The sequence below is a fragment of the Pseudoflavonifractor intestinihominis genome, assembly GCF_040096055.1.
GTDB classification, from domain to species: Bacteria; Bacillota; Clostridia; order Oscillospirales; family Oscillospiraceae; genus Pseudoflavonifractor; species Pseudoflavonifractor intestinihominis.
On record NZ_JBBMFK010000001.1, the window covers coordinates 108,310 to 134,008 of the forward strand.

General features: G+C 63.9%; 24 protein-coding genes and 2 riboswitches. Of the genes, 15 read left to right on the top strand and 9 right to left on the bottom strand.

The features are described 5' to 3' along the window. Positions 1–8: 8 nt before the first annotated feature. From WMO64_RS00535 to WMO64_RS00570, 8 genes are all read right to left on the bottom strand, one after another. The gene (locus WMO64_RS00535; protein WP_294518783.1) at positions 9–389 is read right to left on the bottom strand and encodes a hypothetical protein; all 381 of its coding nucleotides are present in this window, start codon (positions 387–389) and stop codon (positions 9–11) included. Further along, on the bottom strand, positions 386–751 hold the full coding sequence (locus WMO64_RS00540) for a type IV pilus modification PilV family protein (protein ID WP_294518780.1): 366 nt from the start codon (positions 749–751) through the stop codon (positions 386–388). The genes WMO64_RS00535 and WMO64_RS00540 overlap by 4 nt, the downstream gene beginning before the upstream one ends. Beyond that, positions 748–1,245, bottom strand: coding sequence for a DUF4860 domain-containing protein (locus tag WMO64_RS00545; RefSeq protein WP_294518777.1), 498 nt, complete (start codon positions 1,243–1,245; stop codon positions 748–750). Before WMO64_RS00545 ends, WMO64_RS00540 begins: the two co-directional genes overlap by 4 nt. A 41-nt stretch (positions 1,246–1,286) precedes the next feature. Further along, positions 1,287–1,604 carry a hypothetical protein gene (locus tag WMO64_RS00550; protein WP_294518775.1) on the bottom strand — a complete coding sequence of 106 codons (318 nt, stop codon included), beginning with the start codon at positions 1,602–1,604 and terminating at the stop codon, positions 1,287–1,289. A 30-nt stretch (positions 1,605–1,634) separates the two neighbouring features. Beyond that, positions 1,635–2,684, bottom strand: coding sequence for a type II secretion system F family protein (locus WMO64_RS00555; protein ID WP_349230653.1), 1,050 nt, complete (start codon positions 2,682–2,684; stop codon positions 1,635–1,637). 107 nt (positions 2,685–2,791) lie between these two features. Next, the gene (locus WMO64_RS00560) at positions 2,792–3,709 is read right to left on the bottom strand and encodes a transglutaminase-like domain-containing protein (protein ID WP_349230654.1); all 918 of its coding nucleotides are present in this window, start codon (positions 3,707–3,709) and stop codon (positions 2,792–2,794) included. After that, positions 3,706–4,470: a sortase gene (locus WMO64_RS00565; protein ID WP_349230655.1), complete on the bottom strand. Its 765-nt coding sequence runs from the start codon at positions 4,468–4,470 to the stop codon at positions 3,706–3,708. The genes WMO64_RS00560 and WMO64_RS00565 overlap by 4 nt, the downstream gene beginning before the upstream one ends. Before the next feature lie 42 nt (positions 4,471–4,512). Beyond that, a complete protein-coding gene (locus WMO64_RS00570; RefSeq protein ID WP_349230656.1) occupies positions 4,513–5,712 on the bottom strand; it encodes an AfsR/SARP family transcriptional regulator in 1,200 nt (399 codons plus the stop codon). Between the two features lie 301 nt (positions 5,713–6,013). Beyond that, positions 6,014–6,106: riboswitch (cyclic di-GMP riboswitch) on the top strand. A gap of 41 nt (positions 6,107–6,147) precedes the next feature. Here WMO64_RS00570 and WMO64_RS00575 point away from each other — a divergent pair. The 12 genes from WMO64_RS00575 to WMO64_RS00630 all read left to right on the top strand — a co-directional run bounded on the left by WMO64_RS00575 (position 6,148) and on the right by WMO64_RS00630 (position 22,224). Continuing rightward, on the top strand, positions 6,148–8,748 hold the full coding sequence (locus tag WMO64_RS00575; RefSeq protein WP_349230657.1) for an InlB B-repeat-containing protein: 2,601 nt from the start codon (positions 6,148–6,150) through the stop codon (positions 8,746–8,748). Between the two features lie 264 nt (positions 8,749–9,012). After that, a complete protein-coding gene (locus WMO64_RS00580) occupies positions 9,013–9,213 on the top strand; it encodes a hypothetical protein (protein WP_294518757.1) in 201 nt (66 codons plus the stop codon). Between the two features lie 93 nt (positions 9,214–9,306). Continuing rightward, a riboswitch (cyclic di-GMP riboswitch) is annotated at positions 9,307–9,397 on the top strand. A gap of 29 nt (positions 9,398–9,426) precedes the next feature. Then, complete coding sequence (locus WMO64_RS00585; protein WP_349230658.1) at positions 9,427–13,215, top strand: VWA domain-containing protein; 3,789 nt, start codon at positions 9,427–9,429, stop codon at positions 13,213–13,215. Positions 13,216–13,253: 38 nt separating this feature from the next. Next, the gene (locus tag WMO64_RS00590; protein WP_349230659.1) at positions 13,254–15,050 is read left to right on the top strand and encodes a hypothetical protein; all 1,797 of its coding nucleotides are present in this window, start codon (positions 13,254–13,256) and stop codon (positions 15,048–15,050) included. Positions 15,051–15,268: 218 nt separating this feature from the next. Continuing rightward, entirely contained in the window at positions 15,269–15,907 is a 639-nt protein-coding gene (locus WMO64_RS00595) for a hypothetical protein (protein ID WP_349230660.1), read from the top strand. Further along, positions 15,904–16,203, top strand: a complete 300-nt coding sequence (locus tag WMO64_RS00600) for a DUF1294 domain-containing protein (RefSeq protein ID WP_349230661.1) — start codon at positions 15,904–15,906, stop codon at positions 16,201–16,203. Before WMO64_RS00595 ends, WMO64_RS00600 begins: the two co-directional genes overlap by 4 nt. Positions 16,204–16,339: 136 nt before the next feature. Next, positions 16,340–17,518 carry a cation diffusion facilitator family transporter gene (locus tag WMO64_RS00605; RefSeq protein WP_349230662.1) on the top strand — a complete coding sequence of 393 codons (1,179 nt, stop codon included), beginning with the start codon at positions 16,340–16,342 and terminating at the stop codon, positions 17,516–17,518. A gap of 113 nt (positions 17,519–17,631) precedes the next feature. Then, on the top strand, positions 17,632–18,324 hold the full coding sequence (locus tag WMO64_RS00610) for a response regulator transcription factor (RefSeq protein ID WP_349230663.1): 693 nt from the start codon (positions 17,632–17,634) through the stop codon (positions 18,322–18,324). A 139-nt stretch (positions 18,325–18,463) separates the two neighbouring features. Next, positions 18,464–19,882 (top strand): HAMP domain-containing sensor histidine kinase, encoded by a 1,419-nt coding sequence (locus tag WMO64_RS00615; RefSeq protein WP_294518738.1) that lies wholly within the window; start codon positions 18,464–18,466, stop codon positions 19,880–19,882. Between the two features lie 35 nt (positions 19,883–19,917). Further along, positions 19,918–21,198, top strand: coding sequence for a S1C family serine protease (locus WMO64_RS00620; protein WP_349230664.1), 1,281 nt, complete (start codon positions 19,918–19,920; stop codon positions 21,196–21,198). Between the two features lie 22 nt (positions 21,199–21,220). Then, positions 21,221–22,018: a YlmH family RNA-binding protein gene (locus WMO64_RS00625; protein WP_349230665.1), complete on the top strand. Its 798-nt coding sequence runs from the start codon at positions 21,221–21,223 to the stop codon at positions 22,016–22,018. Further along, positions 22,018–22,224 (top strand): DUF896 domain-containing protein, encoded by a 207-nt coding sequence (locus tag WMO64_RS00630; protein WP_349230666.1) that lies wholly within the window; start codon positions 22,018–22,020, stop codon positions 22,222–22,224. The genes WMO64_RS00625 and WMO64_RS00630 overlap by 1 nt, the downstream gene beginning before the upstream one ends. Before the next feature lie 46 nt (positions 22,225–22,270). Here WMO64_RS00630 and WMO64_RS00635 read toward each other — a convergent pair whose 3' ends face one another. Then, complete coding sequence (locus tag WMO64_RS00635) at positions 22,271–23,929, bottom strand: ribonuclease J (protein ID WP_294518726.1); 1,659 nt, start codon at positions 23,927–23,929, stop codon at positions 22,271–22,273. 490 nt (positions 23,930–24,419) lie between these two features. On the opposite strand from WMO64_RS00635, the gene WMO64_RS00640 reads away from it, so the two are divergent. From WMO64_RS00640 to WMO64_RS00650, 3 genes are all read left to right on the top strand, one after another. Next, complete coding sequence (locus WMO64_RS00640; RefSeq protein WP_294518722.1) at positions 24,420–24,638, top strand: DUF1653 domain-containing protein; 219 nt, start codon at positions 24,420–24,422, stop codon at positions 24,636–24,638. 2 nt (positions 24,639–24,640) lie between these two features. Beyond that, positions 24,641–24,973 carry an arsenate reductase family protein gene (locus WMO64_RS00645; protein ID WP_294518719.1) on the top strand — a complete coding sequence of 111 codons (333 nt, stop codon included), beginning with the start codon at positions 24,641–24,643 and terminating at the stop codon, positions 24,971–24,973. Between the two features lie 189 nt (positions 24,974–25,162). Continuing rightward, the gene (locus tag WMO64_RS00650; protein WP_294518716.1) at positions 25,163–25,597 is read left to right on the top strand and encodes a MarR family winged helix-turn-helix transcriptional regulator; all 435 of its coding nucleotides are present in this window, start codon (positions 25,163–25,165) and stop codon (positions 25,595–25,597) included. Positions 25,598–25,699 lie beyond the last annotated feature (102 nt).

Consider the following 25,699-nt stretch of genomic DNA (forward strand, 5'->3'; position numbering starts at 1 on the left):
ACCCCTTCCTATTCCGGCAGTGTGCCGTCAAAGACGGGCAGATGGTCCCCGTCTCCGCCGTCGTCCTCCACCGGGACGGTCTGCCAGGCGAGAATTTCCACCCCGTCCCCGCTCCGCACCAGGTGGAGGTGGAGGGACTGGGTGTCGGTCATGGGAATATAGGTGTCCAGCTCGGCGTCCGTGCCGGCGGCAAACCCGGCGTACAGCGCTGCGGCCTGGGCGTCGGCGGCGTAGTAGGCGGACACTGTGCCGGCGTTGGTCTGGGACAGAGACAGGTCGGCCCGGGCCGAGGTGAGGGTGAGGGCGGAGAACACCGACAATGTGAGCACCAGCAGCACCGTCATGATGGACACCACGCCGATGCCGATGGGCGGCGGAGATTTCTTCACGGCAGGGCCACCTCCTCACCGCTGTTCCCGCCCAGGGCGGGGACCCAGCTGGTCTCCAGGGTGTAGAGGGACGTGTCGCCCCAGAAGATCTCGATTTCAGCGGTGGAGAGGCCGTCCTCCTCCCCCTGGCTGACCTGGCACCGGTACCCCTCCGGGGCCTGGGGCAGGGCGTCGCCCGCCCGGAGGGCCTCCGCGGCGCTCTGGGCCAGGTACACCGCCTGGGTGAGCCGGGTGCTCTCCAGGCTCATGCTCCGGGCGTGGAGCAGCAGCCCCACGCACACCGCGGCGCACAGCACAAAGAGGAACAGGTCGATCACCAGCTCCATGAGAAAGAGGGAAAAACGGCTGCCCGATTCCTTCACAGCGTCCCCACCTCCTCCACGCCGGTGCGGGGATACAGGGTCACGGACCACTGGTGTTCCCCGTCGCCGGCGGAGATGTCCAGCCCGCCCCGCTCCGTGACGGACAGGGTCAGGGAGGACAGAGGCAGCAGCTCCATGCCGTCCTCGGGCGCCAGGCCGGTGCCCTCCTCCATGTACAGCTCCCGGAGGGAGCCCTCAAAGCAGTAGATCAGGGTGACGTACACGCTGCCGTCCTCACCGGTCTCGGTGAGGCGCAGGGCGTCCCCGCCGCCGAAGGTGCCCACGGCCACGCCTCCCCCGTCCGCCCGGCGGATCTGGTTGACCACGTAGGACAGGGCGGTGCGCTGGGCGGAGTTGGCGGCGGCGTCGTCGGCCACGGCGCGGTACACGCCGGTACCCATCAGGGTCACGCCCATGGCCAGCAGGGCAAACAGCGCCGCCAGACACACGATGACCACCCGCCGCAGCCCGGCGCCGCCGGAATGGGTTTTCATGGGGACACCCCCTTACAAAAAGCGTTTTTTACGGGAAAAGCCTATTCTCCCAGGGCCAGCACCGTGATGTCTGGCATCAGGTTGGAGGCCACGTACTGGTAGGAGACCATGTACCGGTCGTCGCCGGCGGTGACGCCGTAGTGTTCCACCAGGTAGTCCAGGCTCCTGGGGTAGAAGCCCTCCAGGGCGTAGCACTCCACCGCCGCCCGCCGGACGCTCTCCTCGGCCAGGGCGAGGACCTCCGCGTCGGTGCGGACGCTGATGACCCTGGTGAACAGCAGCCCGGCCGCCGCCAGGGCGATGAGGAACACGGCGGCGGGCAGGACCCGCCGCAGGAATGAGGCACGTCTGCCGCCCATGGCGGAGACCCCCTTTCACGATGAGATCGGTCAGCCGATGGCGGTCAGCACGCCCAGCAGGGGCAGCATGACCGACAGGAGCACCAGGCCCACGGCCACGCACAGCAGCAGCACCAGGGCAAACTCCAGCCGGGACAGCAGGGAGGACAGCCGCTCGTCGGCCTCCTCCTGGCAGCGGGAGGCCAGCTCCTCCATGGCCTGCTCGGGCACGCCGGAGCGGAACCCGGCGCCCAGCAGCCCGGCCTGGAGGCCGTCCAGCAGCCCGCAGGCGGTGACGGCCTTATAGAAGTCCTCCCCCTGCTCCATGCGGGACTGGCAGTCCTTCAGGGCGGGGGAGAGGGCAGAGCCCTCCAGCAGGTGGACGGTGCGCTCCATGGCCTCGTCCAGGGGCAGGCCGCTGGAGAGCATGAGGGCCATGGCGGCGGCGAAGCGGCTCCGGTCCACCGCTTTGGCAGCCCTGCCCTTTCCCAGCAGGCGGGCCTCCATGGGCTGGGCCCCCGCGCTCTGCCGCCGGGACAGCACCAGCAGAACCACCGCGCCCACGGCCAGCAGCGCCACCAGCACGCCGCCGACATACTGCCCGGCTGCGCCGGCGGTCATCAGGGCCTGGGCGGCGGGGGACAGAGTCAGGCCCAGCTGCCGGAACACCTGCTGGAACACAGGGAGCACCCGGGTCATGAGCACCAGGAACACCGCCGCCACCAGCACTGCCATAACGGCGGGGTAGAGGACGGCCCGGCGGATGGCCGACGCTGTCTCCGACTCCCGGCGGTAGTAGGCGGCCAGGGCGGAGAGGACCTGGTCCAGCCGGCCGGCGGCCTGGCCGATCTCCACCATGCGCACCATGTACCCGGGGAAGGCGCCGCTGGCGCTGAGTGCCTGGGACAGGGGCGCGCCGTCCAGCAGGTCGGCGTGGAGAGCGGTCAGCAGGGCCTTGCTGCCGGGGTCGGCGGCGTCCTCGGCCAGCACCTCCACGCCCTCCTCAGAGCCGATGCCGGCGTGCATCATCAGGGAGAGCTGATAGCAGAACACCGACAGCGCGTCCGCGCTGAGGGGTGCGGTACTCCGTTGCTTTGCCATGGGGCAACACCTCCGGATGGAAATGACCCAGGCGGCCTGCCGCCTGAGACGGATGGAATGGCGCATGCCCTGAGCCCGCGCGGCAGCGCTGACTCAGGGCAGAGGGATCAATAGGCGTATTTCTCGGTGTAGTTGGTGCCGTCGCCCACGTACTGGAGCACGGCGGGGTTGTTCTTGCCGTTGGAGACAAAGGTGGGGTCCAGCATGGACCAGTCCTCACCGTTGAAGTAGATCAGGTGGTCCACCCAGCCCACGCCCTCGATGTACACATTGATCCAGGCGTGATACACGGTGCCCGCATAGCCCACGATCAGCTTGCAGGGGATATTCTGGCTGCGGAGCATGGAGGCCATGACGGCGGCGTAGTCGAAGCAGATGCCCTTGCCGCTCTCCAGCACCTTGTCCACGTCGGGCAGGTAGCCGGAGGCCACGGTGGCGGCCAGCTGGTAGTCGTAGGTGATGTTGTTGATGACGTAGTGGTAGATCTCGGTCACCTTGTCCAGGTCGGTGGTCAGACCCTTGGTCAGCTCGGCGGCCTTGGCCACCACCTTGGAGTCGTCGGTGAAGTTGACGTACTGGTTGGCGTACAGGAAGGGGGAGAACTCGCTGGTCAGCTTCAGGGTCAGGGGGCAGGAGTAGGCCTGGGCGTACTTGGTGCCCGTGGTGTTCTCAAACACCTTCACAGTGTACTTGCCGTCGCCCTCGGTGAGGGGGAAGGTCTCGGCGGTGCCCTTGTTGTTCAGATTGTAGGTGTAGGTGGTGCCGCCGGTTTTGGTGATCTGGACCTTGATGCGCACGTCCTTGCCGCCGGTGTAGGACACGGACACAAAGCCCAGGGCCAGGTTGGACGCATCCACGGTGGCCTTGCCGTTCTTATACACGGTGACGCCGCTCTGGACGGCCTCCTTGTGGGGGATGACGCCGGCCTGGGCCAGCAGGGGGATGGCCACCCCCGCCACCAGCACGATGGCCAGCACGGCGCAGATGATCCGGGTGGTCTTTTTCATGGACTTGAAGAATTTCATGGATTGAGTGAAGCCTCCTCTTCCGCGTTGGCGGGATAAGCATAGTCGTCAGACAACGGAATGATGTCCACCAGGGCGCCCCGGACGATGAGCCGGTGGTCGGAGACGCCCACGGGGGTGCAGGTGGTCAGGGTGACGCAGGAGTGGTCGGTCTTGTAGATGGGGCCCCAGTCGTCGGGCTCCACCACCTCCTGGTATTCAAAGAGGTACTGGTAGATGTTCTCCCCGTACACCAGGTAGAGGCAATCCCCCTCCCCCAGGGTGTCCAGGTAGGAGAAGGGCTGGTCCAGGGTGATCTTGCCGCCCCGGATCCAGTTGCGGTGCCCGGCGATGGAGGTGTTGGACCGGCCCTCGCCGGGGAGCTGGGCGTAGTCGTACAGGCCCTCGCCCTGGAGCAGGGTCTGCTCGTCCACGCCGTTCAGGATGGGCTCATCCACTTCCAGCTTGGGGATGATGAGCCGCAGGTCGCCGCTCTGGTAGCTCTTGCGGGTGTCGGTGACAAAGACCTTGTCGGTGGGCAGGCCGTCCTCCGGCTCCTCCAGGACCGCCTTATAGACGGGGGCCGTGGGGGTGGGAGACGGGGTCTCGGAGTCCTCCGCCGTGGGGGAGGGCGTGGGGGTGGAGGAGATCACCGGCGCTGTGGAGGGCGCCACGATCTCGTACTGGGGCTCTCTGCCCCAGAGGAACAGCGCCGCCGCTGCAATCAGCAGCACGACGGCGGCCGCCGCCGCGATGACGGCGCCGATGGGATGTCTTTTCATGGCAGATGTACCTGGAAATGTTCTGAAATATGTGGATAGGGGTCAGTCCAGCGCCCGGATCTTGTAGGAGAGCTTGAGGAAGTTCCGCCGGTGCTGCCGGTAGAAGGCGGAGACCACGCGCTCCATGACCATGGTGCTGTTCTCAAAGTTGGCGGCGGGCAGCATCACCACGAACTGGGCGCCCGAGTATTTGGACACCACGTCGCCCCGGCGCAGGCTGCCGGTGAGCACCTCCTGGAGCTGATCCATGGTGGCGGCCAGCACGCTCAGGGGCGGCACGCCCCCGTCGGGCAGGGAGACGGTGATGAGGGCGATGTGGACCGAAGTGCCGCTGCGGGCGGCCCGGCGGGCCTCCAGCCGGTAGGCCTCCCGGAAGAAACCGTACTCGCAGACAAAGGCCCCGGGGCGGGCGGCGGCCTCCCGCAGGTCGTCCTGGATGGACTCCAGGTCGGTCTCCAGCGACTTCTCCACGCTCATGATCTCGTTGTACAGCTCCCGCAGCTCCTGGGAGGGGCGCACGCCCAGGTTGCGGTAGAGCAGGTCGGTGGCCGACTCGTAGTGGGCCAGGGCGGCGGTGTCGTTGCCCTGGCGCAGCAGGGAGCGGACGATGAGGATGTGCAGGTTCTCATCCAGGGAGTCCAGATGGCTGGCCCGGGTGCAGACCTCGGTCATCTCCTCAAAGAGCTCCTTTTTCTCCAGCAGGGCGGCGTAGTCCTTGATCATCTGGAGGTAGAGGTTGTGGTATTCCACCGAGTAGGGGATGATCCACAGGGAGCCCTCCAGCTTGGGCAGAAAGTCCCCCCGGTAGAGCTGCTCGGCCTGGCGGTAGAGGGACAGGCGGCTCTCGTCGGACAGGCGGCCGTCGTTGGCCTTGTGGCACAGGGCCTCGAACTCGTCGATGTCCAGGGTACAGGAAATGTCCGGATTCCAGGAGTAGGACCCCCGGCGGGAGAGGATGGGCTCCACCTCCGAGCCGAACAGGGGCTCCAGCATGGCCCGCACCCGGTAGAGCAGGGTCTTGAGGGCGTTGACCGGGTTGGCGCTGTTCTCACCCGGCCAGAACTGCTCGATGAATTCGCTCTGGGGCACGTTCCGGTCCCGGTGGACCAGCAGGTAGGAGAGCACGTTCCAGAGCTTTTGGGAGCGATTTGCCTCGTCTGTCAGCACGTGACCGTCCACAGCGATGGAAAAACCGCCCAACATAGTGACTTTTACGTTTTTGATACCAGCGGAATCGCTCATGACAGGCACCTGCTTTCGTCGGTAATATTTCCGGGAAAAAACAATGGGCAGAATCCAGACTGTTCCTATTATAGCACAGGATTGAAAAGGCTGGAAGAGTCTTTTTTCTATTTTATCGGGAATTTTTTTCGTAAAAAAACAGCCTCCTGCCCAAAAGAGGCCGGACGGAAAAAGGGAAGTGAAAAAATATACTTTTTCAAAATATAACCCGAAATGTAACCTTGCGGTGGTAGAGTGGGTACAGCGCCGGACGAGACGGGATTTTTTCGCGGAAAGAAGCGGAAAAATCCGGCGGAATCCGGCAAGAAAAGGGCAAACCGGCTGAAAGGCCGGGACGCAAAGCCTGGAGGCTAAAGCGGTGGGGGAGCGCCGCCACGTCCGTCCGGCTGCCGCATACTTACAACTGCCCGCGCAAAGCGAGGAAGGAGAATGAGCATGTTGGCAAGAATGAGCAAGAAGGCCCTGGCCCTTCTCATGGTGTTCTGTATGGTGGTGAGCGCCCTGTCCATCGGGGCCCTGGCCGCTGTGGAGACCCCCAATGGGACCTATGACGGAGACCTGACCTTTGAGTACCATATCACGGCCAAGGCGCTGAAGGATATGGTGAAGGGCGAGAAGGAATACGGCTACCGCGATATCCACGGGGCCACCCTGTTCTTCGGCGACGACAGCCGGGAGCTGAAGTGGAACGGAGTGCCCAATATCTACTGGACTGCGGTGAGCGGCCTGGAGGACAAGCAGCCCGGGGACATGACCGCCCTTGAGCTGTATCTGGACAACGGCTGCACCCGGAAGACCCTGCGCTTCAGCGGCGAGGAGCTTCAGGCCCTGTTCTATGAGAAGGCTGCAAGCGGCTTCTACGAGATTGAGCTGAAGGACGCCGGCTCCACCCAGCCCGGAGAGCCCGAGCTGAGCATCCAGAACGTCTATGTGTATGTGGACGGCAAGGAGGGCCAGGGCACCCCCAACGACCACGGCTACTTCACCGTGGGCAAGATCCAGATGGAGCTGCCTGATCCCACCTCTGTGGTGGCCGGCGACAACTACTACAGCCAGTACGGCTCCGCCGTCTCCCTGACCGGCATGGAGCGCTTTGCGGCCAACAGCTGGCTGAACCTGGCCGACGTGGAGTGGTACATGCTCCGGGTGGCCGACGGCGCCGACAACTATGTGGACAGCGGCGAGTACGTCTGGCACCTGGACGGCAAGCTCCTGGACAAGGTCCAGCTCTACCACGTGACCTATGACGCCAACGGCGGCACCGGCACTGTGACCGACGAGGCGGGCTACATGGCCGGCCAGACCTTCACCCCCAAGAGCGGCGACGGCCTGACCCGGGACGGCTATGACTTCCTGGGCTGGTCCACCGACAAGAACGCCTCCGCCCCGGACAGCACCTTCGCCATCCCCTCCCAGGGCGGCGACGTGACTCTCTACGCGGTGTGGAAGGAGTCCAAGCCCACCTCCCAGACCTATGTGCTCCAGTACTACTACAAGGTGAACAACACCTACGTGAGCTTTGCCTCCGAGCTGTATGAGAGCGGCGAGACCGCCGTCATCATCAGCGGTGCGCCCACCATGCCCGGCTACACCCTGGTGGGGTGGAACACCAACCCCGACGGCACCGGCATCACCTACAAGGCCGGCGACAAGCTGGTGATGACCGCCAACGAGAGCCTGTACGCCGTGTGGGAGGAGGAGAAGCCCGTCCCCCAGACCTACGTGCTCCAGTACTACTACAAGGACAACAACACCTACGTGAGCTTTGCCTCCGAGCTGTATGAGAGCGGCGAGACCGCCGTTGTCATCAGCGGGGAGCCCTCCCTGCCCGGCTATACCTTTGCCGGCTGGAATACCAACCCCGACGGCAGCGGCGACTCCTACAAGGCCGGCGACAAGATCGTCATGACCGCCAACATGAGCCTGTACGCCCAGTGGACTCAGAACGGCGGCACCGATCCCCAGCCCGCTACCTATACCGTGAACTACATCTGTGTGGGCGACGTGCCCCAGGGATATGCCGCCCCCGCCAGCGCGTCCTACACCGCGGGCACCCAGGTGACCGTGGCCGCCGCACCCACCGCTGAGGGCTACACCTTCTCCGGCTGGAGCTGCGACCTGGTGACCATCTCCGGCGGCAAGTTCACCATGCCCGACTACGACGTGTACCTGGTGGGCACCTGGACCAAGGACGGCGGCACCGATCCCCAGCCCACTACTTACACCGTGACCTTCAAGACTGAGGCGGGCGGCACCATCAACGGGGGCACCACCAATGTGAGCGGCACCTACACCGAGGGCGCGGCGTTCCCCGCCGTCCCCACCACCGCGGCCAACAGCGGCTACACCTTCGACGGCTGGTATGACGAGAGCGGCAGCAAGGTGACCGAGTGGCCCGCCACCGTCACCGCCAGCGCTGTCTACACCGCCAAGTGGACCGCCGACGGCGGCTCCGTCACGCCTCCTCCCACCCCCGGCTATATGTACTACCATGTCACCGTCAACTACCTGGACCGGGCCGACGGCAGCAAGATTGCCCAGAGCTACACCAGCCCCAGCCACATCGAGGGCAGCGCATATGACGTGAGCGAGCAGGACGCCATCGCCATCGACGGCTACACCTACGACGGCACCGAGGGCGACAGCCTGACCGGCGTGCTCAACAGCAACAAGACCGTGAATGTGTACTACGTGGCCGACGGCACCGACATCCCCGACGACGACACGCCCACCACTGACCTGCCCGACGTACCCGGCGGCGACGGCGGCCAGACCGACATCCCCGACGACAACACCCCCACCACCGATCTGCCCGGCACCGGCGACACGGGCAATACCGGCACCGGCGACACCGGCACCGGCAGCGAGACCAACATCCCCGACGGCGAGACACCCACCGGCAACCTGCCTCAGACCGGTACCCAGGCGCAGGTCTCCGCGGCCCGCGTGGCCCTGGGCGCCATGGCCCTGTCCGCCGCTCTGGCGGCGGCCGGACTGGCGCTGATCCTGTTCCGCAAGAGCCGGAGAAACGCCTGAGCGGAGAGGCCATAGCTTCCGTAATATAGGATAACGGCGCCAGGCGGCGGTCCCGATGGACCGCCGCCTGGTTTTTCACAGGTAAAGAAAAACCGCCGATCCTGACAGAGCGCCGGGTTTACAGAAAACAGAAGAGGAAAAACGGTATAAAAAACGGTGATGCCGGGAGAGAAAAAAATCAGATGTGACCGAAATGTAACCACGGCCATGTATAATAATCCGTGTAAGTGCAGGAGAGAGGCAGTGCAAAGGAGCGTGCATGCGATGAAGACAAACGGCGGTGAGACATTTTTGGTTCAGATCCGCAATACACAGAACGCGACCTGGCAGGGAACTGTTGCGTGGACAGACGGGCGCAAACAGGAGACCTTTCGCAGTGCGCTGGAACTGATACGACTGATGGACAGCGTCCTCAGTGCCGGAGATAACCAAGAAGAAAGCGGGGAGGAAAACAGAAGAAAATAACGCTCACACCCAGCAGAAGAGGAAAGAAGCGCAGATCCATGCGGGGACAATCCCGCTCCCATTTCCCGCAGGGGATGGGAAGAGCTCTATGGAACCGACAAATGGCAAACCGGCTGAAAAACCGGGACGCAAAGTCAGGAGGCTAAAGCGGAGTCCCCTCCGCCACGCCCGTCCGACCGCCGCACTTCTATTCTCAATGAGAGGAGAATGAAAATGTTGGCAAAGAAAACGAAGAGAATCCTGGCATCCCTGCTCACCGCAGCCATGGTAGTGGGCCTGCTGCCCATGAGCGTACTGGCCGCGGGGGGAGAACTCCTGAGTCCAGAGAGCAAGTATTACGCCACGGACGGCACCCCTACCAGCCAATCCAACGCCAAGGTGGTCCTCAGCAAGAACGCTGAGCGCACCGCCGCCGACGAGTGGCAGGTCACCCTGTCGGCCAAAGTGAACGACATCCAGATCGAACAGCAGCCCCTTGAGGTCACCTTTGTCCTGGACGTATCCGGCTCCATGGCATGGTGCGCCGAGGAGCACACCCACGACAGCAGCTGCATCGGCTGCGGCCTGGAGGAGCACACACATGGCAGGGACTGCTACAACTGGTGGGGGCAGCTGATTTGCAACAAGGAAGAGCACACCCACAACAGCAGCTGCTACACCTGCGGCAAGGAAGAGCATGTCCATATTTCCACCGGCTGGAACGCCAATGTCTCCGGCGGCGAGCCCTGCAGCCTGGTGAAGAGCGGCAAGGCCCAGTCCCGGCTTGAAATCGCCGTCTCCGCCATCAAGAACATGGTGGACACCCTGAGAGCGCAGCTGGGCGGCAAACTGACAGCTAACTTTGTGATCTTCTCTTCCGATGGATACGGAAATGGCGTCAGAAAGAATAGTAGCGCCAAGGTGATCTCGGAGAGCCAGCTGGACAGCCTGACAGCTGTGGGCGGTACCGACCTGTCCGCCGGCGTGACGCTGGGCGTTGACCAGTTTAAGAGCAGCTCCGCCCGCCAGGTGCTGGTGGTCGTGGCCGACGGTGACTCCGACGACGGCTATCCCAACCGGACCGCCACCAACTTCAAGAATGACGGCGGCATTATCTACACCGTGGGCTTCACCTTCTCCAGCAGCAGCTTCAACAATCTGGCCACGGATGCGGACCACGCCCTGCTGGCCAGCGACGATACCGAGCTGGGCGAGGCCATGGAGGACATCTCCACCGACATCACCGCCATGATCTGGGACCCCATGGGGGACAACTTCTCCGTGGTGAAGGGCAGCGCCCAGGCGTCGGGCATTACCGACGGCGTCCTGAACGAGTACAGCGACCTGATCACCTGGTATCCCGGCGAAACTCAGCTGGACCGGAACAATGACATCGTCACCCTGACCTACACCGTCAAGCTGAAGGACAGCGCCAAGACCGCCGGCGTACATACCGGTGTGCCCCTCAACGGCGACGCGGAGCTTCAGTACAAGGTCAGCAACAGCGAGAACGGCCCCATCAACGCCGACTTCCCCCTGCCCAAGGCCAGCTATGAGGTGGGCACCATGACCGTGGAGTACCGGGACGTGGAGACCGGCGCGCCCATCAGCGTGCTGCCCGCCGACCGGACCATCACCACCATCACCGACTACGGCGAGCCTGTCTTTGACGTGAACCTGCCCGCCGAGAGCGTCCCCCAGGGCACCAACCAGACCTGGTTCTATGTGAGCAGCGCGCTGGACGGCGACCGGGAGTACAGCGACACGGAGGCCAATATTGCCGCCACCACCGGAGAGCACACCCTGGTGCGGTACTACAAGCTCCAGAACTCCTACACCGTGACCTACCAGTACACCGGCGATGTGCCGCAGGGCGCGCCCACCGCGCCTGACAGCCAGACCTATCCCGAGGGCACCGTGCTTGACGTGGAGGCCGCCCCCGTCCTGCCCGGCTATGAGTTCTCCGGCTGGACCACCGATGACGCCGCCGTCTCCGATGGCAAGTTCACCGTCAACAGTGACGTGACCTTCACCGGCTCCTGGAAGGCCCTGCCCTACTACACCGTGGTGGCCAATTTCTACACCAACACCGACAACGAGGGTTACAATCAGGACAACACTGAGTCTGTTACTCTCAAGTCCCTGACCTATGGCGACTACCAGGACTATGTGGCCTCTGAAAAGCAGACCTGGGAGGGCAACGGCCAGACCTACACCCTGAACGCCGAGGCCACCGACACCCAGACCGACGGTCTGAGCACCGTCATCACCCTGCGGTACGAGCGCAGCGTGACCAGCTCCGCGGAGTATGAGGTGGTACATGAGTACTACGTCCGCACCGACGGCGTAATTGCCGATACGCCTGAGGACACGCTCACCGACGGCCCCATCGCGGGCAAGCACGACCAGGTCATCGACGCGGACACCATCACCGCCAAGCCTGTCAACGGCGTGTATACCTACACCGAGACGAGCCGCTCCGGCGACATCACGCTGGACAAGAACAGCAAGCAGACCATCACCATCACCTACGTCCGGGACCGCTACACCGTCACCACCTGGATCGACGAAAACGGTACCATCACCCCCGACACCGCCGTCTATGACGCCGGCGAGGACGTGAAGGTGGACTGGAAGGCCAACCTGGGTTATGAGGTGGCCAGCGTCAAGGTGGACGGTGAGAGCTCTTCTGCCGACGGCACCATCTCCTTCAACGGCCTGGATGCCGCCCACAGCGTGGAGGTCACCACCAGTCCCATCGACTACCAGCTCCATGTGAAGTACGTGTTTACCGATGACAGCACCCACGAGGACGAGGGCTTTGTGGACTACACCGAGGAGCACATCTACCACATCGGCGATTCCTATGAAGTCACCGCGCCTGCCGGCCCTGCCGGGTATACGTACAGCCCCGAACTCTCCGCCTACACCAGCGGCACCTTCGGCGCCAGGGATGTGACCGTCTATCTGACCTACACCCCCAACGACAAGTCCACCGCCATCGTCCTGTTCCAGGACCGGAACGGCAATGACCTCCAGACCGCCATCAGCGACTCCGGCCTGGTGGGCCAGTCCTACGATGTGAGCGCTGCCGAGGATTACACGGAGATCACCACCTATGGCGGCGTGCGCTATCAGTTCGTGGGCGACGACATCGCCACCACCGGCGCCGCCTATTCCGGAACCCTGCCCGAGGGCGGCGTGACCATCATCCGTACCTATGAGCCCCTGCCCACCTACACTGTGACCTATGATCCCGGCAAGTGCGGCACCTTTAAGCATCAGATCACCTCCGGCCTCTACGCCGGCGACCCCACCCCCGCCTTTAACGGAACCCCCACCGGCGCGGACAACTGGGTGTTCGACGGCTGGTCCCCTGAGGTGACCGCCACCGTCACCGGCGACGTGACCTATGTGGCCCAGTGGAAGGAGATGCCTAAGCTCACCGTGGTGTATGAGCTGTACACCTCCCACAACGGCGGAGCGTACGAGCTAACCGACACCGTTACCATCAAGGACGCCGAGTATGTGGCCCTGGGCGTACAGAGCCACACGGCCCCTGCCGCCTACGGGGACGGCTATGCTCTGGTGGGCGAGGCCACCCAGTCCACCGCCGCGCTGAGCTACAATGAGAGCGCCACCCTCACCTTCCGCTATGAGCGGCAGACCTTCGGCTCCGTGGACTACACGGTCAGATACGTCTACCGCACCCTCACCGGCGACGCCGAGAATGTGACTGTGGACGGCTATCTGGATGTGCCCGCCACCGGCACCCACAGCAGCGTGGTCTACGCCGCCGATGTGGAGGCAAAGCCCAACTACAACGGCAAGCTCTACGTGTTCAACGCCGCTGCCAGCGACAAGTCCATCACCCTGGACGGCAGCGTGGGACAGACCATCACCCTGTATTATGACCGGTATGAGTACGTCGTCACCGTCAACGGCGATGAGGGCGTGGCCTCCACCACCGCGGCCAGGGCACCTATGAGAAGGGCAGCGACGTCACCGTCAGCTGGACCCTGAACCCCGGCTATGAGCTGGTCTCCGTCACCGTCAACAGCGTGGACCATGCCCTCAGCCAGGTGGATCTGACCAACCTGAGCGCGGACGCCACCGTCTCCCTGACCACCAAGAAGGTGCTCTACAACGTGACCTACTACGTGGACGGCACGCAGTACGGCGAGGTGGAGAACTACTACTACGGCGACGCCGTCACCATGCGGCCCGCCCCCAGCGCCCCCAGCGGCATGACCTTCAGCGGCTGGGACAAGACCCTCACCACCATGCCCGCCGAGAACGTGGACATCCACGGCACCTTCTCCTACATCGACTACACCGTGGTCTACAAGCCCGGCGACCACGGCACCTTTGACGAGCAGAGCTACTCCGACCTCCACTACGGCGATGATACCCCCGCCTTCCGGGGCGAGACCACCGGCGAGGATACCTGGGAGTTTGCCGGCTGGCAGCCCGAGGTGGCGGAGACCGTCACCGGCGGCGCCACCTACACCGCCCAGTGGGAGCGCTCCGACTACACCGTGGTGGTCAATCACGTGAGCCAGGCCACCGGCGAGACCATGGAGACCAGCACCAACCAGTACGACGTGGACGCTGAGAGCGCCGCCGCTCCCCTGAGCGCGGACAAGATCCCTCAGGACTTCAAGCTGGTGGGCTGGACGGTCAATACCGAGGCCGCCGACAGCGTGACCTTCGACCAGGCCGGCAACGCCGCCATCAACAGCGACAGGGTGCAGACCATCACCATCACCTACACCTACGGTCCCAAGGCCGCCGCCTATGTGAACATCAACTACCTGCTCACCGACGGCACCAAGGACGAGAGCGGCGCGTACAACGTGATCGCGCCTCTGGACATGGAGATCAAGGCCTACAAGGAGAACGACGCCTACGACGTGACCGCGGATGTGGCCGCCTTTGACGACGCCCACCAGATGTACACCCGCATCGACGCCGACAGCCTGACCGGCACCATCTCCGGCACCCAGACCGTTATCATCAACGTGTACTACACCGCCGATGAGTACGAGTTCACCGTCAAGTACTTCAATGACTACACCAACCAGGAGATCGAGCCCGCCGAGGGCCTGACCGTCACCGGCAAGGCGCCCTACGGCACCACCCTCACCCAGGAGCTGGTCTCCCAGTATCTGGGCTACACCGAGGGTGAGGACTGGGTCAACGCCATGCGTCCCGCCGACTATGAGGACGGCGTGGTGACCTACATCACCATCAGCGACGACACCGCCAAGAACGTGGTGGAGGTCCACTACGACTACGAAGTGCCCTACAACCCCGGCTACATGTACTATCACGTCACCGTCAACTACCTGGACCGGGCCGACGGCAGCAAGATCGCCCAGAGCTACACCAGCCCCAGCCACATCGAGGGCAGCGCGTATGACGTGAGCGAGCAGAACGCCATCGCCATCGACGGCTACACCTACGACGGCACCGAGGGCGACAGCCTGACCGGTGTGCTCAACAGCAATAAGACCGTGAACGTGTACTACGTGGCCGACAGCACCGACATCCCCGACGATGACACGCCCACCGGCGACCTGCCCGACGTGCCCGGTGGGGACGACGGCGGCCAGACCGACATTCCCGACGACGACACGCCCACCGGCGACCTGCCCGACGTGCCCGGCGGGGACGACGGCTCCGGCGAGACCAACATCCCCGACGGCGAGACGCCCACCGGCAACCTGCCCCAGACCGGCAGCGTGGCCGGCCAGGTGGAGAACCGCTGGACCCTGGGCGTGCTGGCCCTGATGGCCTCCATGGCCGCGGCCGGCCTGTCCATCGCCATCTCCCGCAAGAAGGAAGAGGAGAAGTAAGCCCTCCCCCCATCCTTATAAATGAACCCCGCAGGCGGGGCCTCCAATCGTGGAGGCCCCGCCTGCGCATATCAGGGGCATGCCTTGAGATGGAGGCCCCGCCTGAAATTTTTTCAAAAGGGCCGGGGGCTGGTTCCTATTTGGCCCGGAATACGCTATAATGATAGGAAACAAACGGCCCGAGCGCAGGCCGGATCAGGAACAGAGGTTGACATGATTTGAAACACATACTCTCCCTGTCCCACCCCCAGGCCATGGACATCCGCCGTCAGGACGGCGTCCGCTCCCACGGCGCAGACCAGGACTGGTACAGCCTGCCCTGGCGGCAGCGGGCGGGATGCGGTCCCACCACCGCGTCGGTGCAGATGGCCTATCTGGCCGCACAGCGGCCGTCTCTGGCGGCGCTGTGCCCGCTGGAAGGGAGGGAGCAGGGGACCTTTGTGGGCTATATGGACCAGGTATGGGAGTACGTCACCCCCGGAGACCACGGGCTCAACCGGGTGGAGATGTACACCGGCGGAGTGGCCCGGTTCTGTGCGGCCAGGGGCGTGGAGCTGCTCCCCCGGGCGCTGGAGGTGCCCGCCGGTGAAGGCCGGCCCGGCTTTGACCGCTGTGTGGCCTTTATCCGGGCGGGATTGGCGGCCGACTGCCCCGTGGCCTTCCTCAATCTGGACAACGGGGCGGTGGCGGCCCTGGACAAGTGGCACTGGGTGCTCCTCTCCGCTCTGGAGGAGGGGGACCGGGGGACCCTGGTCACCGTTGTGGACAGCGGGAAGACCTTTCCCATCGACCTGAAGCTGTGGTATGACACCGCCCGGGACCTGGGCGGCTTCGTGTGGCTGGAGGAAGTGCATTGAGAGAATTTCTGCTGCGGTTCTGGCCCTGGATCGGGGGCTGGGCCGGTATCATGAGCCTGCTGGACTTCTGCCTGATGGGCTTTGACAAGCGCCGGGCCCGGCGGGACGGCTGGCGGGTGCGGGAGCGCACCTTTTTTATCGTGGCGCTGCTGGGCGGCGCCCTGGGGGGCGTGATCGGCATGTTCTTCTTCCGCCACAAGACCAGACACTGGTACTTCCGGTACGGTCTGCCCGCCATCCTGATCCTCCAGCTGGTGCTGGTGGCCTGGGGGCTGCTGTCCGGCGGCGCCTCTTGACGGGCCCGGCCAGGCGTGGGATAATATGCCAGGCCAGCCCGGTGAGACGGGCTGTTTTGCTGTGCAGACGCCCGCAAAAGAGGCACGGCCTCTGCGGGCGTAAAATTTGAAGTGCTTGGTTCCGAGGTGCGGGATTATGATCGATCTGTTGGTAAAGACCTTTATTAAGGACTGCGGCAACGTGCAGGACCCCCAGGTGCGGCAGCGGTACGGCACCCTGTCCGGCGCTGTGGGTATTTTTCTCAACCTGCTGCTGTCGGCAGGCAAGATGATCGCCGGCGTGCTCACCGGCTCCATCGCCATTACGGCGGACGCCTTCAACAACCTGACCGACGCGGGCTCGTCGGTGGTGACCCTGGTGGGCTTCCGCATGGCGGGCAAGCAGGCCGACGACGACCACCCCTTCGGCCACGGGCGCATCGAGTACCTGTCCGGCCTGGCCGTGTCGGTGGTCATCCTGCTGGTGGGCCTGGAGCTGGCCAAGAGCTCGGTGGAGAAGATCATCCACCCGGAGCCGGTGGACTTCTCCTGGCTGTCCGCGGGCATCCTGGCCGCCGCCATCTGCGTCAAGCTGTGGATGAGCTATTTCAACCGCAGCCTGTCCCGCCGTATCGGCTCCGCCGCCATGGCTGCCACCGCCACCGACTCCCTCTCCGATGCGGTGGCCACCTCCGCCGTGCTCCTCAGCAGCCTGATCGGCAAGTTCACCGGCGTGAACATCGACGCCTGGGCGGGCATCCTGGTGGCCGCCTTTATCCTCCGGGCGGGCTGGGGCGCCGCCCAGGACACCCTGAACCCCCTCCTGGGCCAGAGCCCCGACCCGGAGCTGGTGCGGGACATTGAAAAGACCGTTCTGGCCCACCCCCAGGTGTTGGGCATCCACGACATGATCATCCACGACTACGGCCCCGGCCGGTCCATGATGTCCCTCCACGCTGAGGTGCCCGCCGGGTCGGACATCATGGAGGTCCACGACGAGATCGACGCCATCGAGCGGGAGCTGAAGGCCAAATACCATATTGAGGCCAGCATCCACATGGACCCCATCGTCACCGGGGACGCCACCATCAGCAAGGCCCGGCAGATGGTGCTGGACCTGGTGCGCCAGGTGGACCCGGCCATGACCATTCACGACTTCCGCATGACCAGCGGTCCCCGGCACCGGAACCTGATCTTTGACGTGGTGGTGCCCTACAGCGTGAAGCGCACCGACGAGGAGGTCCGGCGCGAGATCGAGAAAAAGATCCGCTCCGCCGACCCCAACAGCTTTGCCGTCATCCAGATCGACCGGGCCTACACCCAGGAGCCCGACTGACCCGGCCAGTCTTTACAAAAAATTCACCCCATGGGGTGAAAAATGTCTATAATGTTATTACAGTAATCATATGGCCGGGGCGGGTCCCGGCCGCGGAAGGATGGTGTACGGAAATGGCGCAGAAGGTACTCATCGTGGAGGACGAGGCCAACATTGCCGAGCTGCTCCACCTGTACCTGGAGAAAGAGGGCTACGAGACCGCTGTGGCGCCGGACGGAGGAAAGGGCGTGGAGCTGTTCCGCTCCTTCCACCCCGACCTGGTGCTGCTGGACATCATGCTGCCCGTGATGGACGGCTGGTCCGTGCTCAAGAAGATCCGGGAGAGCGACAAGACCCCTGTCATCATGCTCACGGCCAAGGGCGAGACCGAGGACAAAGTCCACGGCCTGGAGGGGGGCGCGGACGACTATGTCGTCAAGCCCTTTGAGATGAAGGAAGTGCTGGCCCGCATCCACGCCGTGCTCCGCCGCTTCGGCGCGGAGGAGGAGGGGAACGGGGAGAAGAAGCTGACCTTTGACAAGCTGGTCATCAATCTGGACTCCTACGAGTTGCTGGTGGACGGCAAGCGGGTGGATACGCCCCCCAAGGAGCTGGAGCTGCTCTACCACCTGGCCGCCTCCCCCAACCGGGTGTTCACCCGCAACCAGCTGCTGGACGAGGTGTGGGGCTTTGACTACTTCGGAGACTCCCGCACCGTGGATGTCCACATCAAGCGCCTGCGGGAGAAGCTGGAGGGCGTCAGCGATCAGTGGAGTCTGAAAACTGTATGGGGCGTGGGCTACAAGTTTGAGGTCGTGAACAGCTGAGTGTTCCGGCTGACGCCCCGCCCACCCCGCAGAAACCATAGCCTGTACCGGTCCGGAGCCAGACGCGGCCCGGCGGCAGTGCGCCCTCAGAAAGGAGGAGAACGGCACGAAGAGCCTGTATAAGCGCCAGTTTGCCATTATGGCCGGGATGATCCTCATCTCCTTTGCCCTGCTGGGCGCTGCATTCATCACCCTTTCCTACCAGTACACGGTCCGGGAAAAACAGGACACCATGGAGAAAAACGCGGCCTATATCGCGGAATTCACCGGGTCCTATCTCTCGGAATCCCGTTACTCCACCACCATCTACGACTCTGCCTACCGGCAGTACACCTCCAACCTGGCCCAGCTGGCCGACGCCTACGTGATCCTCTGCGAGACCACGCCGGACCGGATCGGCCAGATTGTCTACTCCTCCGACGGCCAGACCGAGGGGGCCTTCATCGGCCAGACCCTGTCCGCCGACATGGTCAGCCAGGCGGTGAAGGACGGGGCCTACGGCTCCATGACCACCCTCAACGGCCTGTTCACGGAGAAGCGGTTTGTGGCCGGGTGCCCCATCTACAAGACCGGCCTGCTGGGCCAGAACGTCCAGACCGGCATGGTCTTTGTGGCGGCGGAGACCGAGAACATCACCGAGATGTGGCGGGCCTTTGCCCAGATCTTTTTCTTCACCGCCATCGTGGTGCTGTGCATCGCCTTCATCACCACCTCGGTCACCTCCCTGCGGCAGACCAAGCCCCTCAAGGAGATGGCGGAGGCGGCCCGCAAGTTCGGCCACGGGGAGTTTGAGACCCGCGTGGAGGTGGGCAACCGGAAGGACGAGGTGGGGGAGCTGGCCGAGGCCTTCAACGCCATGGCCGAGTCCCTGGCCCAGTCGGAGGCCAAGCGCAGCGAGTTCGTGGCCAACGTGTCCCACGAACTCAAGACCCCCATGACCACCATCGCCGGCTTCGCCGACGGCATTCTGGACGGCACCATTCCCCCGGAGAAGGAACAGGAAGCCCTGCGCACCATCTCCTCCGAGACCAGGCGGCTGTCCCGTCTGGTGCGGCGGATGCTGGACCTGAGCCGCCTCCAGTCGGCGGAGAACGTGACCGCCCAGGAGCAGTTCGACATCTCCGAGCTGATGGTCCGGGTGCTGCTGAGCCTGGAGACCAAGATCAACCAGTCCGGCCTGGACGTGGCCACCAACCTGCCCGAGGAGCCGGTCATGGTGTGGGGCGACCCGGACGGCATCACCCAGGTGTGCTACAACCTGCTGGACAACGCCATCAAGTTCTCCCAGGAGAAGGGGGTCATCACCATCTCCATCACCACCAAGGGCGGCAAGGCCCATGTGTCGGTGCGCAACGTGGGGGACACCATCCCCGCCGAGGAGCTGCCCCTGCTCTTTGACCGCTTCCACAAGAGTGACAAGTCCCGCAGCGAGGACCGGGACGGCGTGGGCCTGGGGCTGTATATCGTCAAGACCATTCTCAACAACCACAAGGAAAACATCACCGTCACCAGCGAAAACGGCGTGACGGAGTTCACCTTCACGCTGACGCTGGCGTGAGGGGAGCAGATCGAAACCATCCAGGGAGGTCACCTATGCGCACCGATTACTACACCACCGCCCCTGCCGGCGGCGGTCCGGGACGGACCGGCACACCCCGTTACACGGTCATCCCCTTTGAGGTGCCCCCGCCGGAGGAGAAGAAGCGCCGGGGCAGCCGGAAGGCGCCCTGGATCTTCGCCGTTTTCCTGGTGCTCATCGTGGCGCTGACCGGCCTGACCCTGGCCCTGAGCTGGATGCTGGCCCAGAGCGGCGAGAGCGGAGAGACCACGGTGGAGAGCGGCGGCGGCAACTATACCCTCATCCCCATCCCCACCGCCTCGGACTCCGCCGGGACCACAGACCTGGAGCGGGCCCCGACCGGCACCGGCGTCACCCTGACCGTGGCGGGACTGCCCGATCAGGTCCTGACCTACCAGGAGATCTATGACCGGAACATCGCCGCCATTGTCAGTATCCGGGCCTACCAGACCGGCGGCGGCGCCACCGGCACCGGCGTGGTCATGACGGCGGACGGGTACATCATTACCAATTACCACGTGATCCAGGGCTCCTACCAGGTGGAGGTAGTGCTTCTGGACGACAGCGTCCACCAGGCCCTGCTGGTGGGCGGCGACCAGACCAACGACCTGGCCGTGCTGAAGATCGACGCCCAGGACCTGACCCCGGCGGAGTTCGGCGACTCCGACCAGCTCCAGGTGGGCGACCCGGCTCTGGCCATCGGCAACCCCCTGGGGGAGGAGCTGCGGGGCACCATGACCGACGGCATCATCTCCGCCATCAGCCGGGATGTGAACGTGGACGGCAACACCATGACCCTCATCCAGACCACCGCCGCCCTCAACTCGGGCAACTCAGGCGGCGCTCTGCTCAACGACCGGGGCCAGGTGGTGGGCATCACCAACATGAAGATGACCAGCTACTCCGGCTCGGTGGAGGGCCTGGGCTTTGCCATCCCCACCAGCACCGTCAAGGCCATTGTGGATGAGCTTATCGCCTACGGCCACGTCCGGGGCTATCCCACCCTGGGCATCCTGGGCTCCACCATGGATGCCCAGCGGGCCGCGGCCAACGGCCTGGTGGAGGGCGTATACGTCCAGAGCGTCACCGCCGGTTCGGACGCGGAGAAGCAGGGCATGCGCTCCGGCGACGTGATCACGGAGTGCAACGGCCAGACCGTCACCTCCGTGGACGACATCAACGCCATCAAGGAGGGCTTTCAGGCCGGGGATGTGCTCACCTTCCGGGTATACCGGAACGGGGAGTATCTGGACCTGGAGGTCAGGCTGATGGAGCGGTACGAGCTGGACCAGTAAAATTCCCATATCGGGAGGAACCATGAACAAAACGAAACTTCTGACCCGGCTTGCCCGGGACGGGGAGGAGCGGCTGCTCCTGGCCCGCACCATGGACAAGCTGGAGCTGGCCGGGCGGCGGAACATCCCCGCCCACACGGCCTTTCTCTCCCCCCAGGAGAGAGCGTCGGTGGAGATGCTCATCAACGCCAGCGGCCACCCGTCCCACCTGTTCTTCGGGGGCTTTGAGGGGGCGGAGCGGACCATCTGCGTCTTTCTCCCCGACTGGCAGGCCCCGGAGGACTGGCTGGCGGGGGAGGACTGCCCCATCTCCGCCCTGCGGTGCACCTTCCCTGAGGACGCGGGGCTGACTCACCGGGACTTCCTGGGCTCCATCCTGGGCCTGGGCCTGGACCGGGAAAAGGTGGGGGACCTGCTGGTGTCCCCCGGCGTGTGCGACGTGCTGCTGCTCAAGGAGATCGAGGACTTCCTCCTGCTCCACCTGGAGAGCGCCGGACGCACCCGGCTCAAGGTGGCCCCGGTGGCCCTGTCGGAGCTGACGCCCCCCAAGGTGGAGGTCAAACTGATCCGGGACACGGTGGCCACCCTGCGGCTGGACGCGGTGGCGGCCTCCGCCTTCTCCCTGCCCCGGTCCAAGGCGGCGGACCTGATCTCCTCCGGCCGGGTGCAGCTCAACCACCGGGAGTGCACCAAGCCGGACCGGACCGTGGCCCAGGGGGATGTGATCTCCTGCCGGGGCATGGGAAAAGCCGCGGTGAAGACCGTGGGCGGCCTGTCGAAAAAGGGCCGTATCATGATAGAATTGGAGCGATATCTCTGATGGAACAGGCAAAGATCGACCGCATCAATGAGCTGGCCAGAAAATCCAGGACACCCGAGGGCCTCACCCCGGAGGAGATTACCGAGCGTGCAGCCCTCCGGCAGGAGTACGTGGCCGCCTTTCGGAAGAACCTGACGGCCCAGCTGGAGAACACCTACATTGTGGAGCCCGACGGCACCAAGCACAAGCTGCCCAAGAAGAAATGAAAAAAGGCGTCTGTCCAACGGACAGACGCCTTTTTTGTTCGCTGTATCACACATCCATGATGACAGGCAGGATCATGGGATTGCGCTTGGTCTTTTTGTAGAGGAAGGCGGACAGATCGTTCTTGATCTGGGTCTTGATGGCGGACCAGTCCTTGAGGCGCTGGTCCTGGCACGCCTCGATGGCCTCGGTGGCCACCCGCTTGAGCTCCTCCATCAGGCCCTCGGACTCCTTGACGTACACAAAGCCCCGGGTGATGATGTCCGGGCCGGAGAGCAGGGCGCCGTCCTCGGCGGACATGGTGGCCACCACCACGATCATGCCGTCTTCGGCCAGGTGCTTCCGGTCCCGCAGGACCACGGCGCCCACGTCGCCCACGCCGTAGCCGTCCACGAACACCCGCCCGGCGGGCACGGTGCCGTTGATGCGGGCGCTGGTGCGGGTGAACTCCATCACCTTGCCGATGTCGCTGATGAGGATGTTGTTGGGGTCCATGCCCATCTCACGGGCCAGCTTGGCGTGGGTCTTGAGCATCCGCTGCTCGCCGTGGACGGGGACGAAGAACTTGGGCTTGACCAGGGCGTGGATGATCTTCAGGTCGCCCTGGCAGGCGTGGCCGGAGACGTGGAGGGGAGCCTCCCGCTCGTTGACCACCTCGGCGCCCTTGCGGTAGAGCTCGTTGATGACGCTGCCGATGGCGTTCTCGTTGCCCGGGATGGCGGAGGCCGAGATGATGACCCGGTCGCCGGCCTGGATGTCCACCTGCCGGTGGGTGGAGAAGGCCATACGGGTCAGGGCGGACATGGTCTCGCCCTGGCTGCCGGTGGTGATGATGCACACCTTGTTCTTGGGCAGGCTCTTGAGGTGGTTCACGTCCACCAGCACGCCGGCGGGGATGTTCATATACCCCAGCTCGGTGGAGACTTTGATGGCGTTCTCCATGCTGCGGCCGGTGACGGCCACCTTCCGGCCGTACTTGGCGGCCACCGAGATGATCTGCTGCATCCGGTCCACGTTGGAGGCGAAGGTGGTGACGATGATCCGCTCCTCGCAGCCCCGGAACAGGGCGTCAAAGGAGGCACCCACGCTCCGCTCGCTCTTGGTGAAGCCGGGGCGCTCCACGTTGGTAGAGTCGGCCAGCAGGGCCAGGACGCCCTCCTTGCCCAGCTGGCCCAGACGGGTCAGGTCGATCATGCCGCCGGACACGGGGGTGGGGTCGATCTTGAAGTCGCCGGTGTGGACGCACACGCCCACCGGGCACTTGATGGCAAAGCCGCAGGCGTCGGCGATGGAGTGGTTCACATGGATGAACTCCACCGAGAACTTGCCCGCCTTCACCGTCTCGCCCGCCTCACAGGTGATGAGCTTGGTCTTGTCCAGCAGGCGGTGTTCCTCCAGCTTCAGCTTCACCAGTCCGGCGGTCATCCGGGTGGCGTAGATGGGGGCCTGCACGTCCCGCAGCAGGTAGGGGATGGAGCCGATGTGGTCCTCGTGGCCGTGGGTCAGGAAGATGCCCCTGATCTTGTCCTTGTTCTTGATGAGATAGGTGAAGTCGGGGATGACCACGTCAATGCCGTACATGTCGTCATCGGGGAAGCCCATGCCCACGTCGATGACGATGATATCCCCGCCGTACTCGTAGACGGTGACGTTCTTGCCGATCTCGTTCAGACCGCCCAGGGAGATAATTTTCAGTTTTTCTGCCATAATAGGTTGATTGCACTCCTTAATTTGTGTTGTATTCCAAGATTGAAAGGGATGTAACAGACACATGAGCGCACCAAAACAAGGCGATTCCGCCCGCTCTTTTCGGCCCTGCCTCGCCGGAAAAAGGGGCGGCCATTCGCCGCCGGTGCTGTATATCCGTGTCTTTGCCTTATCTCAGGTGCGCACAGCGCACATAAAGCCAAATCGCATACGCTCGACCCCGGAGGGGAGCATCCTGTGGTTTAGTATACCACACGGATGGGGAAAAGTATACAGAAACTTTTCGCCCCCATTCGCCGCCGGTGGGTTTCCGCGCTCCTTTTATATATAAAGGTATGTCCGCGTGCGGCGTGCATGGCCGCAGGGGAAGGACAGGGGGAGCGCATCTCCGGCGGCAGGGGAAATTCCAAAAGGGACTTTCTTTTTCGGCCAAAATCAAGTATCCTGTTTTCAGCAGTCCGGGCCTGGCCCGGAGAGAGGAGAGGGGACCATGGAGGAGATCAGGCCGGGCCGTTACCGGCATTTCAAGGGCAGGGAGTACCGGGTGTTTTTCACCGCCCGCCATTCGGAGACGGAGGAGCTGATGGTGGTCTACCAGCCCCTGTACGGCGAGGGGGGCATGTGGGTGCGCCCGGCGGCCATGTGGAGCGAGCATGTGGAGCGGGACGGGTACTCCGGCCCCAGATTCGTGTATATTGGAGGAGAATAAGGGTGAATATCCAGATTTTCGGCAAGTCCAAGTGCTTTGACACCAAGAAGGCGGAGCGGTACTTCAAGGAGCGGCGGATCAAGTTCCAGGCGGTGGACCTGGTGAAGTTCGGCATGAGCCGCGGGGAGCTCCAGAGCGTGAAGAACGCGGTTGGGCTGGAGAACCTGGTGGACTGGGACAACCCGGACGCGGCCATCCTCCGCTACCTGGCTGGGGAGGGGGACAAGCTGGAGAAGCTGCTGGACAACCCCAGACTCATCCGCACCCCCGTGGTGCGCAACGGCCGCCAGGCCACCGTGGGGTACTGCCCCGACGTGTGGAAGGACTGGACGTGAGCGAAAGACAGCACGGCACTTTTTTTGCCCTTGAGGGGGAAATCTTTAATAAATGTGACATATGTGTAAACAAACGATGAACCTTTTTCCGTGTTCATTGACAAAGCGGAAGCCCGGGGGTATGCTTTTTTCGTGCGCGAAGCGAAGTATCCGGCGGGTCCGCCTGCCGGAAGAAAGGAACGGACGCGGATGAAGGAATCCAATGATATTTTAATGAGCTACCTGCGGGTGACGCAGCATATGTCCCAGCATTTTCGCAGCCATTTCGGCCGCCTGAACCTGACCTTCCCTCAGGCCCTGGTGCTGACCGTGCTGGGAGAGGACGGACCCATGCCCATCAGTGCCCTGGCCGAGCGGACCGGCAGCGCCAACTCCACCGTCTCGGGCATCGTGGACCGGCTGGAGAAGCTGGAGCTGGCCCGCCGGGAGCGGTCTGAGACCGACCGCCGGGTGATCTATGTCACCGCCACGGAGAAGTATCAGGACCTGCGGCAGAAGGCCAAAACCGATGTTTCGGGCTATTTTGCCACGGTGCTCAACACCATGGAGCCCCAGGACAGAGAGATGGTCCTCACCGCGCTGGAAAAACTGGACCAGGCCCTGACCCAGTGCGGAGACTCCTGAGACCAAAAGGGGATGCTTTTTTTCCCGGCATGTGATATGATACCTGCACACGGGGTATTATGGAACCGGCAGAACTGAGCTGACCGGGAAAGGACGGACATT